Below are 12,145 nucleotides of genomic sequence, written 5' to 3' on the forward strand. Positions count from 1 at the left end.
CCGCAAAGCTTTAGCTAAAGCTATCGGGTTCCGCCGCCTTACGGGTCGCGACAAAGCCATCGAGCGCTTCGCGAATGGCTGGATCCAGCGCAGGCTGCTGATAGTCGGCCAGCATCTTTTCGACCCGCGCGGTGGCAAGGCTCTGCGTGTCGCGGGCGCCCTCGTCCGACCAAGTCTCGAAGGGTTTGTAGTCCAACAGATCCGACTTCCAAAAGGCATCGCGGAAATTGCTCTGCGTATGGGCGCAGCCAAGGTAATGCCCCCCCGGCCCCACTTCGCGGATCGCGTCCATGGCCTGCGCGTTCACGTCGATCTCCACCCCACGGGCAAGGTGATGCAACGTGCCCAGTTGATCCGCATCCATGACGAACTTCTCGAAAGAGGAAACAAGGCCCCCTTCCAACCAGCCACAGGCGTGCAGCATGAAGTTCACCCCCGAAAGCAGCCCAATGTTCAGGCTGTTCGAGGTCTCATAAGCCGCCTGCGCATCAGGCAGTTTCGAGCCGGTGAAAGACCCAGCGCTGCGGTACGGAAGGTTGAGCCGGCGGGCCAGTTGCCCAGCGCCATAGGTGATATGCGCAGCCTCGGGTGTGCCGAATGTGGGCGCGCCCGAGTTCATGTCGATGGAGGTGACGAAAGCCCCCATGATCACCGGCGTCCCGGGGCGGACCAGTTGGCTATAGGCGATGCCCGCCAGCGTCTCAGCCAAGACCTGTGTCAGCGTGCCCGCCACGCTCACCGGGGCCATGGCACCGCCTACGATGAAGGGCGAGATGATGCAGGCCTGATTGTTCTCGGCATAGACCTTGAGCGCGCCCATCATCACATCGTCAAACGTCATCGGCGAGTTGATATTGATGAGCGAGGTCATCACCGTGTTTTCCTGCACGAAGTCCTTACCGAACAGAATACCGCACATATCGACGGAATCCTGCGCCCGGCTGGGTTCGGTCACCGATCCCATGAAGGGTTTGTCGCTCAGCGTCATATGGGCATGCAGCATATCGAGGTGGCGTTTGTTCACCGGGATGTCCGTCGGCTCGCATACCGTCCCCCCCGAGTGATGCAGCCACTTGGACATATAGCCCAGCTTCACGAACTTCTCGAAATCAGCCATCGTGGCATAGCGCCGCCCCCCTGCGGCATCGCGCACGAAGGGCGGGCCATAGACGGGGGCGAGCACAAGGTTCCTCCCCCCGATTACCACATCCCGATCTCGGTTGCGTGCCACTTGGGTAATCGTCGAAGGCGCGGTGGAACAAAGCTTGCGTGCCAGCCCCCGTGGGATACGCACCCGCTCTCCCTGAACATCGGCCCCGGCCTCACGCCAAAGCGCCAATGCCTCGGGGTTGTCGGGGAAGTTCACGCCGATCTCTTCCAGCACCGCATCGGCGTTCTGTTCGATGATCTCCAGCGCCTCTTCGGTCAGCACTTCGAAGTTCGGGATATTCCGTTCGATATAGCGCGCTGTCTCGAAAGAGACGGCTGTGCGTGCCGCGCGTCTTGCCGCACCACCACCGCCGCGTGCCCGTCGTGCTGATTCCGCCATTGCTCTATCCTTCCCGCAAGTCTTGGCCCGTCACTACCCCATTCCCGGCAGGGGCTTCGCGCGGATAACGCCCCCTAGCGGCAAAAAGCGACATCGCGTGCCGCCGTCGCGCCACTTGCGCGAATTAAACGCGGGCGGCACCAGTCTTCGGCCTGCTAGAGACTTGCCAGAGCGTGCGCACGGGCCTAATCACAGCCCCATGACAGATATCACCCATGACCGCCTTCTCATCATCGACTTCGGCAGCCAGGTCACGCAGCTTATCGCGCGTCGCCTGCGGGAGCTGAATGTCTTTTGCGAAATCCACCCGTTCAACACGGTGGACGAAGCCTTCCTCAAGGAATTCGCGCCTAAGGCGGTGATCCTGTCGGGTGGCCCGTCCTCGGTGTTTGCCGAAGGCGCGCCGCGTCCGCCGCAGGCTGTTTTTGAACTGGGCGTGCCGATCCTTGGCATCTGCTATGGCCAGCAGGTGATGATGCACTGCCTTGGCGGCCATGTGGAGCGCGGCCATGGCACCGCTGAGTTCGGGCGGGCCTTTGTCACCCCCACGGGCCAACAGCTTGATCTGCTCGAAGGCTGGTTCGCCACCGACCGCGAACAGGTCTGGATGAGCCATGGTGACCACGTCAGCAAAATCGCCCCGGGGTTCGAGGTCTATGGCACCTCCCCCAACGCGCCTTTCGCCATCACCGCGGATGTGGAGCGACACTTCTACGCGGTGCAGTTCCACCCCGAGGTGCATCACACCCCCAACGGCCCGCGTCTTTACGAGAACTTCGTGCGTCTGGCGGGCTTCAAGGGCGACTGGACCATGAGCGCCTATCGTGAAGAAGCCATTGCCGCGATCCGCGAGCAGGTCGGCGACCAAAAGGTGATCTGCGGCCTTTCAGGTGGCGTCGACAGTTCCGTGGCCGCCGTGCTGATCCATGAGGCCATCGGCGACCAGCTAACTTGCGTCTTCGTTGACCACGGTCTGCTGCGCAAGGGTGAGGCCGAAGAGGTCGTCACCATGTTCCGCGACCACTACAACATGCCGCTGATCCACGCCGACGAGCAGGAGCTGTTCTTGGGCGAGCTGGACGGCGTCTCGGACCCCGAGACCAAGCGCAAGATCATCGGCAAGCTCTTCATCGACGTGTTCCAGAAACACGCCAAGGAAGTGGGCGATGCCACCTTCCTCGCCCAGGGCACGCTCTACCCGGACGTGATCGAGAGCGTTAGCTTCTCCGGTGGCCCCTCGGTCACCATCAAGAGCCACCACAACGTTGGCGGGCTCCCCGAGAAGATGGGCCTCAAACTGGTCGAGCCGCTGCGGGAGCTTTTCAAAGACGAGGTGCGCGAGTTGGGCCGTGAGCTGGGCCTGCCGCCCTCCTTCATCGGTCGCCACCCCTTCCCCGGGCCGGGTCTTGCGATCCGCTGTCCTGGTGAGATCACCCGCGAGAAGCTCGACATCCTGCGCGAAGCCGATGCGGTCTATATCGACCAAATCCGCCGTCACGGCCTCTATGACGATATCTGGCAAGCCTTCGTGGCGATCCTGCCGGTGCGTACCGTGGGCGTGATGGGCGATGGCCGCACCTATGACTTCGCCTGCGCCTTGCGCGCGGTGACCTCGGTCGACGGGATGACAGCGGACTACTACCCGTTCACCCATGACTTCCTTGGTGAAACCGCCACGCGGATCATCAACGAGGTGCCGGGCATCAACCGCGTGACCTATGACATCACCTCGAAACCTCCGGGCACCATCGAGTGGGAATAAAAATGCGGGTGGCCCTGACCGGCCACCTTCGCTGCGCCACCCGGGCCGAGGCGGACCGGGTGCGCGCAGGGCTTGACGCGCATCTGCGTCTCACCCGGGCCGAGCCGGGCTGCCTTGGCTTCGACGTGACCCCGACCGACGATCCCCTTGTCTGGCAGGTATCGGAGCTCTTTACCGACCGGGCGGCCTTTGAGGCGCATCAGGCCCGTGCCGTAGCATCGGACTGGGCGCGGCTCACCGCCGGGATCGCCCGCGACTATCAGATCACAGAAACCACATGAGCCCCACCTTTCGCGCCGCACTCTGGATGATCGGCTCCATCGGGTCATTCTCCACCATGGCCGTGGCGGGGCGCGAACTCTCGGCGCGGTTCGACACTTTCGAGGTGATGCTTTACCGCAGCGTGATTGGCGTGATCATCGTCCTGTCGCTCGCCGGGGCCACGGGCGCGTGGCGGCAGATCAACACCCGCAACTTCGGCCTTCAACTGCTGCGCAACCTTGCGCATTTCACCGGGCAGAACCTGTGGTTCCTCGCCGTGTCGCTGATCCCGCTGGCGCAGGTCTTCGCGTTGGAGTTCACATCGCCCCTATGGGTCATCGCCCTGTCGGTTTTCCTGCTTGGCGAACGGCTGACCGCGACACGGGCGCTGGCCGCCGTCCTGGGGTTCATCGGCATCCTGATCGTGGCGCGCCCCGATATCGGCAACCTCAACACCGGCATTCTGGCGGCGGCGGGCTGTGCCCTCTTCTTTGCCCTGACCAATGTGCTGACCAAACGGCTGACGCGGACACAAGGGATTACCACGATCCTGTTCTACCTCACCACGCTGCAATTGATCTTTGGCCTGATCTCGGCGGGATACGACGGCGACATCGCCGGACCCACGGTTGAGACGATGCCCTTTCTGCTACTGGTCGGCGCCTGCGGGCTGCTTGCGCATTACTGCCTGACCAACGCGCTGAGCCTCGCCCCCGCGACGGTGGTGGTGCCGATCGATTTTGTCCGCCTTCCGGCCATCGCCGTGGTCGGGATGCTGCTCTATGCCGAAGCATTGGATGTCTGGGTCTTCGTCGGGGCCGCGATCATCTTTGCTGGCAACTACCTCAACATCTGGTTTGAGACCCGCAAAGCACACCCAAGGTAATGTTTGCGCAGATTTTAACCTGACCCAAGGTCAGTGATTGACGCAAACGGCAGCAATCCGCTTAGATCGTTTCTAACCTGTGCCGGGGAGGAACCGCACAGAAGTCTTGGGAGGAAAGCAAATGAAAACCTATTTCTTGGCAATTCCGGCACTGTTGGCATCTACGGCAATCGTTCAAGCTGGCGGCATCGATCGGTCGGGCCAATCCATCAATGCCCTGTTTGAAAGCGGCCGCTATGCGGAGTTCAGCTTTGGGCATATCTCGCCCGATACCTCGGGCACATCGGTCACGCTTCTTGGTAGCCAGGATTCTGGCAATGCCACCGACAGCTACATGCAGTTTGGCGCCGCATATAAAGCCGACATCAACGACAAACTGTCCTATGCGATCATCTATGATCAGCCGTTTGGAGCAGATGTCGACTATCCCACTTCCACGGGTTATTTTGCAAGAGGTTCGCAAGCCGACTTAGATAGCCACGCCTTGACCGGCCTGCTGCGCTACCGCATGAATGACAACTTCAGCGTCCACGGCGGTGTCCGCGTGCAGAGCATTGAAGCCAGCGCTGCAATACCGTTCATTCCCGGAGGTGGTTATACTATTGATAGTGACCGCGACGTAGGCGTAGGTTATTCGGCCGGTGTCGCCTACGAAAGACCTGATATCGCTCTTCGCGTCGCACTGACCTATAATTCCAAAATTGACCACGATATTACCGCCGTGGAAAGTTACCCCTCCCGTACATCCGCCACCGGTCGAGCCACGACTACGGAAGAATTCGACGTAGAAACGCCGCAATCGATCAATCTTGATTTCCAGACAGGCATTGCTGCTGACACACTTCTGTTCGGCGGTGTGCGTTGGGTAGATTGGTCATCCTTCGATATCACTCCTAATCAATACCCCCCAGGTGCCCTCGTCAGCTACGATGACGACGTTTTCACCTACTCGCTCGGCGTCGGCCGCCGCCTGAACGACAACTGGTCAGTCTCGGCCTCCGTCGGCTATGAGAAGTCCAACGGCGGGTTCGCCTCCAACCTCGGGCCGACCGATGGCAACAAGAGCCTTGCACTGGCTGCCGTCTATACCCGCGACAACATGAAGATCACTACCGGCGTGCGCTACGTCAACATCGGCGACGCGCAGACCGCGATCCCGGGCTTCGCCCCGGCGGCGGACTTCGAAGACAACGATGCTCTGGCCTTTGGCGTGAAAGTAGGCTTCACGTTCTGATCCACACCAGACCCGTCGAGATTACGCCGCCCGAGGTCCTCGGGCGGCGTTTTTTATGCATGCGCATCTTTCGGGTCGTGCCGATCAACGGAACAGCCTAAACCCAAGCCATGATCACACAGAAAACCATCCCCCCGCGCGCTTGGATCGAAATGGGCTTTCTCGCCCTGCTCTGGGGCGCGTCCTTTGTCGCCGTGCGGGTGGCCTTGGATGAGATCGGACCGCTGACCTCGGTCGCGCATCGGGTGTTCTGGGCGATGCTGGTGCTTTGGGCCGCCGTCGCCACCATGCGCCTGCCACTGCCGCGCGACCCGCGCATCTGGGCGGCCTTCCTGCTGATGGGGCTTTTGAACAATGTGATCCCCTTTTCGCTGATGGCATGGGGGCAGCTGCACATCCCCTCGGGGCTGACCTCGATCCTCAATGCCGCCACCGCGATCTTTGGCGTGCTGGCCGCGGCGACCTTTCTGGGGGATGAGCGGATCACCCCGCGCAAGGCGATTGGCGTCTGCCTTGGCTTCGCGGGTGTCAGTACCGCCATCGGTCTGGAAAATCTCACGAATTTCGACCTCGGCAGCCTTGCACAACTGGCCGTGCTGGGCGGGGCGATGTCCTATGCGATGGCCGGGGTCTGCGCGCGCAAACTGCTGCCGGGCCAGCCGCCGCAATTGGCCGCCGCCGGGATGCTGACAGGGGCCACGCTGATCATGCTGCCGTTGGCATGGGTGGTCGAAGGGCCGCTGACGCTCGACCTCGCCCCCGCCACCCTCGTCGCCATCGCCTATTACGCGCTTGCCGCGACGGCACTGGCTTATCTGCTCTATTACCGCGTGCTCGGCATGGCGGGCAGCAGCAACCTGATGTTGGTGACACTGCTGGTCGCCCCCGTGGCGATCCTGCTGGGCGCTTGGCTGCGTGATGAGACCCTGCGCCCCGCTGCCTATGGCGGTTTCGCCCTTCTCGCACTTGGGCTTCTGGTGCTCGATGGCCGCATCTGGCGTCTGGTGAAACACTGGGGTAGTCAGGGGAAACGAAGCACTTAACCTTGGTGATACATGCTCTACCCCACGGCTGACGATTGGCGCGCGGCGCCGCGGCGCAAAGTTCTGATCTTCGGCATGTCGGGCTTGGGCAAGACCCATCTCTCCAGCCTGCTGCGCGCCAGCGGGGATTGGTTTCACTACTCCATCGACTACCGCATCGGCACCCGCTACTTGGGCGAACTCATCGCCGACAACGCCAAGGCCGAGGCGATGAAAGTGCCCTTCCTGCGCGACCTGCTGCTGAGCGATAGCATCTACATCGGATCGAACATCACCTTCGACAATCTTTCGCCCGTGGCGACATGGCTGGGCAAACCGGGCGACCCGGAGCGCGGCGGGCTGCCGATGGCCGAATACGCCAAACGTCAAGAGGCTTTCCGCCGGGCCGAGATCAACGCGCTGGAGGATACCAGCTATTTCGCCACCCGCGCCGAGGCGCTCTATGGCTATCCGCATTTCATCTGCGACACCGGTGGCTCGATCTGCGAATGGCTCGACCCCGAAGACCCGAACGACCCGTTGTTGCAGCAATTGGCCGAGGAATGTCTGCTGGTCTGGATCAAGGGTGACGAGGCCCATACCGAGGAACTCATCCGCCGCTTTGACAAAGCGCCCAAACCGATGGCCTATCAGCCAGAATTCCTCGCCCGGGCATGGGCCGATTATCTGGCGGAAAAGAACATTACAGAGGACGCGGTGAACCCCGACGACTTCATCCGCTGGACCTATGCCGCTGCCCTGTCGCACCGCCAACCCCGCTATGCGGCGATGTCGAAATGGGGTGTCACCATCACCCCCGCCGACATCGACGCACTGAACGCTCCCGAAGACTTTACCGATCTGATCGCCCGCCACCTGCCCGCGGGCGGTTGAACCCGCCCCGCCCAAGATTATCTGACTGCACTGGCCACCCCTGAAAGACCTGTCTCATGCCCATCAAGATCCCCTCCCGCCTGCCTGCCTTCGACGTTCTGCGCAACGAAGGGGTCATGGTGCTGGACGAGGAACTGGCCTCGCGGCAAGACATCCGCCCGCTGCGCATCGCCCTGCTGAACCTGATGCCCAAGAAAATTCAGACGGAAAACCAATTTGCCCGGCTGATCGGCGCGACACCCCTGCAGATCGAGCTTAGCCTCATCCGCATGTCCGATCACCAGGCCCGCAACACCGCCGCCGAGCATATGGAAAGCTTCTACCGCCCCTTCGAGGAAATGAAGGCCGAGAAGTTCGACGGGCTGATCATCACCGGCGCGCCGATTGAGCATCTTGAGTTTAACGAGGTGACCTATTGGGACGAGTTGGGCGAGGTGATGGAATGGACCCAGACCAACATCCACTCCACCTTTGGCGTCTGCTGGGGCGGCATGGCGATGATCAACCACTTCCACGGCGTCAAGAAACACATGCTGAGCGCAAAGGCTTTCGGCTGTTTCCGGCACCGCAATCTCGCGCCCGCCTCGCCCTATCTGCGCGGCTTTTCGGATGATTGCACCGTGCCCGTCTCGCGCTGGACCGAGATGCGCCAAGACGAGGTTGACGCCCACCCCGGCCTGACCACGCTTTTGGGCAGTGATGAGGTTGGCCCCTGTCTGATCGAAGACCCCGCGCACCGCGCGCTCTATGTCTTTAACCATTTTGAATACGACCGCGACACGCTCAAGCAAGAGTATGATCGCGATGTCGAGAATGGCGTGCCGATCAACGTGCCCTGCAACTACTACCCCGAGGATGACCCCGCGCGCACGCCGGTGAACCGCTGGCGCAGCCACGCGCATCTGCTTTATGGCAATTGGATCAACGAGATATACCAAACCACCCCCTTTGATATGAATGAGATCGGCCATTAAACTGCTGCTTGCCCTCCTCCTCGGGCTGGCGCTGCTCACCGCGCTCGTCCAATGGCGCGCCGCGCGGCATGAGGCGCGGGCCGAGGCAAGCCATCCGCCTGAGGGTGAGATCATCACGGTGGACGGCCTGCCAGTCCATGCCAAGATCATCGGCAGCGGGCCGGATCTGGTGTTGATCCACGGGGCCAACGGCAACCTGCGCGATTTCACTTTGGGCTTCGCTGAGCGGTTGAGCGACCGCTACCGCGTCATCATGTTCGACCGTCCCGGCATGGGCTATACCGCCCGCCTGCCCGGCGCGCGCGGGCCTTGGAACCCGCGCGGCGAGTCACCGCAGGAACAGGCCGCGCTTTTGCAGAAAGCGGCGGATCAACTGGGCGTCGAAAACCCCATCGTGCTGGGCCATTCCTTTGGCGGGGCCGTGGCGCTGGCTTGGGGGCTGCAACGCCCCGATGAGACCGCAGCGCTGGTGCTGGTCTCTGCCGTGTCGGAGCCATGGCCCGGCGGTCTGGGCTGGCTCTATAACGTCAGCGCCTCACGGCTTGGCGGTGCGCTCTTTATCCCCGCCGTCACCGCCTTTGTGCCAGACAGCGTGGTGCAAAGCAGCATAGCGGCGATCTTTGCGCCACAGCAAGCGCCCGAAGGCTATGCCGATCACATCGGCACGGGCCTCACCCTGCGCCGCAGCGCCAGCCGCGCCAATGCGCAACAGGTCCACCAGCTTCGCCCCCATGTGGTTGAAATGGCAGCGCAATATGACCGCCTGACCATGCCGGTCGAGATCATTCACGGCGATGCCGATACCATTGTCCCCATGCATATCCACGCCGAGGAACTGATCAAAGACATCCCCAACGGCGCCCTGACCCGCCTGCCCGGCATGGGCCATATGCCCCATCACGCCGACCCGCAGGCGGTGGTCGACGCCATCGACCGCGCCGCCGCCCGTGCCGGTTTGCGTTAACCGCCTTAACATCCCATATTGAAACAAGAACAACCCGCGAGGAGCGCCCATGGACCTGCCCTTTGACGGCGCAATCAGCGCCTTTTACGAGAACGACGCCCCCGAGGACATCCGCCAAGCGATCCAGCGGGCCGACAAGGACGATATCCTTTCGCCCAGCTATCCGCATGACGAACGTCTGTCGCGCAAGACCTATGAGCGCGACTATGACCGTTTGCAGATCGAAATGGTCAAACTGCAATCCTGGGTGCGCGAAACCGGGCAGCGCGTCGTCATGGTCTTCGAGGGCCGCGACGCCGCTGGCAAAGGCGGCACGATCCGCCGTATGCGCGAAAACCTCAGCCCGCGGTCTGCGCGGGTGGTGGCCCTGTCGAAACCCACCGAAACCGAGCAGGGCGAGTGGTATTTTCAACGCTATATCAAACACTTGCCCACAGCGGGCGAGATGGTTTTTTATGACCGCTCTTGGTACAATCGCGGGGTGGTGGAAAAGGTCTTTGACTTCTGCACGCCCGAACAGCGCGCCCATTTCTTTGAACAGGTCACCCCGTTTGAGCAGATGCTCGTCGAAGACGGCATTCACCTGATCAAGTTCTGGCTCAACGTGGGCCGCGCCGAGCAGTTGCGCCGCATGTTATCGCGCGAATCCGATCCGTTGAAACAGTGGAAACTCAGCCCCATCGACGTCAAAGGTCTCGCGAAATGGGAGGAGTATTCCGCCGCCATCGCCGAGACACTGCTGCGCAGCCATACGGATGAAACCCCGTGGACGGTGATCCGCTCTGACGACAAACGCCGCGCTCGTCTCGCGGCCATGCGCCACCTGCTGCACCGTTTCGACTATCCTCAGAAAGACACCAAGGCGATTGGCAAGATCGACGATGAAATCTGCGGCGGGCCGGACATCTGGGATGCCTAAGCGCGGCTACCATCACGGCAACCTGCGCCAAGCGCTGATCGACGCGGCGCTTGAGTTGATCGAGCAGCGCGGCCCCACGGGTTTCACCCTTTCCGAGGCTGCCAAACGCGCGGGCGTCACCCCGGCGGCGGTCTATCGCCATTTTGAGGGCCGCGAAGACCTCATTGCCGAGGCCGCGCATCAAGGCTATGATATTTTTGCCGATTTGATGGAATTCGCCTATCAATCCGGCCAACCCTCGGCGCTCAAAGCCTTTGAGGCCACGGGCCGCGCCTATCTCGCCTTCGCCCGCAAACATCCCGGCCATTACATCGCGATGTTCGAATCCGGTATCTCGGTCAACCGCACGCCGGAGTTGGCCCATGCCGCCAACCGCGCCAATGCGGTGCTGGAACGCGCGGCGACCGACCTCAGCCAACATATCCCGGCGGACAAACGCCCACCAGCTTCGATGTTCTCGGCTCATATCTGGGCGATGAGCCACGGCGTGGTCGAGCTTTTCGCCCGTAACTCCCCCGGTCGCGCTTCGCCCTTCCCGCCCGATGACCTGCTGGAAACCGGGATCGGGATTTATCTGCGCGGCTTGGGGCTGGTCAGCCCTGACGAGTGAGGGCGGCGGCCCTTAGGCCGCCACTTTCATCTCCTGCAAGACATCCGCCGCAATCTCGAACGAGCGCAGGCGCGCTTTATGGTCGTGAATCTGCCCGGTCAAGATCAACTCATCGGGTCGGTGCTGCGCGATCAGCGTTTCCAACTGGCGTTTCACCGTCTCAGGGCTGCCCACGGCAGAGATGCGCAGCGCGTGGTCGACCCCTTGGCGCAGGCCCGCGCCGATCTCGGCATCGATGTCGCGCACCGGGGCCGGAAGCTTGCCGGGGCGGCCTGTGCGCAGGCGGGCGAAAGCCTGCTGCATGGTGGTCCGCAGATAGGTGCCTTCCTCATCCGTGTCGGCGGCAAAGACGTTCACCGCCAGCATGAAACGCGGTTCAGGGCAGGCTTCGGACGGTTTGAAATCCCGGCGATAGATCGCCGTGGCCTCTTCCAAGGCGTCCGGCGCGAAATGTGAGGCAAAGGCATAGGGCAGCCCGAAATGCGCCGCCAGTTGCGCGCCGTATAGCGAGGAGCCGAGGATCCAGATCGGCACATGCGTCCCCTCACCCGGATGGGCGCGGACCGGCGCGCGGGGATCGGGCGCGCCCAGATAGGCCATCAACTCGGCCACGTCATCGGGGAATTGATCGCCCGCGCTCATGCCGCGACGCATGGCGCGCACCACCGCCTGATCCCCGCCCGGCGCGCGGCCTAGCCCCAGATCGATCCGGTCGCCATGAATCGCCGCCAGCGTGCCGAACTGTTCGGCAATGGCCAAGGGCGCATGGTTGGGCAACATCACTCCGCCTGCGCCGACGCGAATCTTTTTCGTGTGATCCGCCACATGCCCGAGCAGAACCGAGGTCGCCGCCGAGGCGATGCCGGGCATGTTGTGATGCTCCGCCATCCAAAACCGGTGATAGCCCTTGGCCTCGGCCAGTTGCGCCAGAGCGACGGAATTGGCGATGGCGGTGGTGGTGTCCGACCCTTCGGGCACGGGCGCAAGATCAAGAACTGAATACTGCATGACTGTCTCCTGTGTTGGGGCTGATATAGGCAGGCACAGCCCCGCCCGGAACCACGTCGCCC

12 protein-coding genes are annotated in these 12,145 nt (G+C 62.3%); 10 read left to right on the plus strand and 2 right to left on the minus strand.

Annotated elements, in window-relative coordinates:
* Positions 1-10 precede the first annotated feature (10 nt).
* Positions 11-1,549, minus strand: coding sequence for a trimethylamine methyltransferase family protein (locus HKX24_RS11065; protein WP_271693643.1), 1,539 nt, complete (start codon positions 1,547-1,549; stop codon positions 11-13).
* Positions 1,550-1,748: 199 nt separating this feature from the next.
* On the opposite strand from HKX24_RS11065, the gene guaA reads away from it, so the two are divergent.
* The 10 genes from guaA to HKX24_RS11115 all read left to right on the plus strand — a co-directional run bounded on the left by guaA (position 1,749) and on the right by HKX24_RS11115 (position 11,075).
* Positions 1,749-3,311, plus strand: coding sequence for a glutamine-hydrolyzing GMP synthase (gene guaA / locus HKX24_RS11070; protein WP_271693642.1), 1,563 nt, complete (start codon positions 1,749-1,751; stop codon positions 3,309-3,311).
* A gap of 2 nt (positions 3,312-3,313) precedes the next feature.
* Positions 3,314-3,592 carry an antibiotic biosynthesis monooxygenase gene (locus tag HKX24_RS11075; protein WP_271693641.1) on the plus strand — a complete coding sequence of 93 codons (279 nt, stop codon included), beginning with the start codon at positions 3,314-3,316 and terminating at the stop codon, positions 3,590-3,592.
* A complete protein-coding gene (locus HKX24_RS11080) occupies positions 3,589-4,458 on the plus strand; it encodes a DMT family transporter (protein WP_271693640.1) in 870 nt (289 codons plus the stop codon). The genes HKX24_RS11075 and HKX24_RS11080 overlap by 4 nt, the downstream gene beginning before the upstream one ends.
* 121 nt (positions 4,459-4,579) lie before the next feature.
* Positions 4,580-5,692 (plus strand): outer membrane protein transport protein, encoded by a 1,113-nt coding sequence (locus HKX24_RS11085; protein WP_271693639.1) that lies wholly within the window; start codon positions 4,580-4,582, stop codon positions 5,690-5,692.
* A 110-nt stretch (positions 5,693-5,802) separates the two neighbouring features.
* A complete protein-coding gene (locus HKX24_RS11090; RefSeq protein WP_276154013.1) occupies positions 5,803-6,735 on the plus strand; it encodes a DMT family transporter in 933 nt (310 codons plus the stop codon).
* A gap of 12 nt (positions 6,736-6,747) precedes the next feature.
* On the plus strand, positions 6,748-7,608 hold the full coding sequence (locus HKX24_RS11095) for an ATPase (RefSeq protein ID WP_271693637.1): 861 nt from the start codon (positions 6,748-6,750) through the stop codon (positions 7,606-7,608).
* Between the two features lie 56 nt (positions 7,609-7,664).
* Positions 7,665-8,582: a homoserine O-succinyltransferase gene (gene metA / locus HKX24_RS11100; RefSeq protein WP_271693636.1), complete on the plus strand. Its 918-nt coding sequence runs from the start codon at positions 7,665-7,667 to the stop codon at positions 8,580-8,582.
* Positions 8,566-9,546 carry an alpha/beta hydrolase gene (locus HKX24_RS11105; protein ID WP_271693635.1) on the plus strand — a complete coding sequence of 327 codons (981 nt, stop codon included), beginning with the start codon at positions 8,566-8,568 and terminating at the stop codon, positions 9,544-9,546. The genes metA and HKX24_RS11105 overlap by 17 nt, the downstream gene beginning before the upstream one ends.
* 49 nt (positions 9,547-9,595) lie before the next feature.
* Positions 9,596-10,465: a polyphosphate kinase 2 gene (gene ppk2, locus HKX24_RS11110; RefSeq protein WP_271693634.1), complete on the plus strand. Its 870-nt coding sequence runs from the start codon at positions 9,596-9,598 to the stop codon at positions 10,463-10,465.
* Entirely contained in the window at positions 10,458-11,075 is a 618-nt protein-coding gene (locus HKX24_RS11115) for a TetR/AcrR family transcriptional regulator (RefSeq protein WP_067266873.1), read from the plus strand. Before ppk2 ends, HKX24_RS11115 begins: the two co-directional genes overlap by 8 nt.
* Positions 11,076-11,087: 12 nt before the next feature.
* Here HKX24_RS11115 and HKX24_RS11120 read toward each other — a convergent pair whose 3' ends face one another.
* The gene (locus HKX24_RS11120) at positions 11,088-12,083 is read right to left on the minus strand and encodes an LLM class flavin-dependent oxidoreductase (protein WP_271693633.1); all 996 of its coding nucleotides are present in this window, start codon (positions 12,081-12,083) and stop codon (positions 11,088-11,090) included.
* Positions 12,084-12,145 lie beyond the last annotated feature (62 nt).

Source organism: Sulfitobacter sp. M85, from assembly GCF_029285915.1.
Lineage (GTDB): Bacteria > Pseudomonadota > Alphaproteobacteria > Rhodobacterales > Rhodobacteraceae > Sulfitobacter > Sulfitobacter faviae.

Bases quoted from the DNA above. Each gene is read 5' to 3' on its own strand.
- HKX24_RS11065 (WP_271693643.1), bottom strand. From the start codon at position 1,549: ATGGCGGAATCAGCACGACGGGCACGCGGCGGTGGTGGTGCGGCAAGA.
- guaA (WP_271693642.1), top strand. From the start codon at position 1,749: ATGACAGATATCACCCATGACCGCCTTCTCATCATCGACTTCGGCAGC.
- HKX24_RS11075 (WP_271693641.1), top strand. From the start codon at position 3,314: ATGCGGGTGGCCCTGACCGGCCACCTTCGCTGCGCCACCCGGGCCGAG.
- HKX24_RS11080 (WP_271693640.1), top strand. From the start codon at position 3,589: ATGAGCCCCACCTTTCGCGCCGCACTCTGGATGATCGGCTCCATCGGG.
- HKX24_RS11085 (WP_271693639.1), top strand. From the start codon at position 4,580: ATGAAAACCTATTTCTTGGCAATTCCGGCACTGTTGGCATCTACGGCA.
- HKX24_RS11090 (WP_276154013.1), top strand. From the start codon at position 5,803: ATGATCACACAGAAAACCATCCCCCCGCGCGCTTGGATCGAAATGGGC.
- HKX24_RS11095 (WP_271693637.1), top strand. From the start codon at position 6,748: ATGCTCTACCCCACGGCTGACGATTGGCGCGCGGCGCCGCGGCGCAAA.
- metA (WP_271693636.1), top strand. From the start codon at position 7,665: ATGCCCATCAAGATCCCCTCCCGCCTGCCTGCCTTCGACGTTCTGCGC.
- HKX24_RS11105 (WP_271693635.1), top strand. From the start codon at position 8,566: ATGAGATCGGCCATTAAACTGCTGCTTGCCCTCCTCCTCGGGCTGGCG.
- ppk2 (WP_271693634.1), top strand. From the start codon at position 9,596: ATGGACCTGCCCTTTGACGGCGCAATCAGCGCCTTTTACGAGAACGAC.
- HKX24_RS11115 (WP_067266873.1), top strand. From the start codon at position 10,458: ATGCCTAAGCGCGGCTACCATCACGGCAACCTGCGCCAAGCGCTGATC.
- HKX24_RS11120 (WP_271693633.1), bottom strand. From the start codon at position 12,083: ATGCAGTATTCAGTTCTTGATCTTGCGCCCGTGCCCGAAGGGTCGGAC.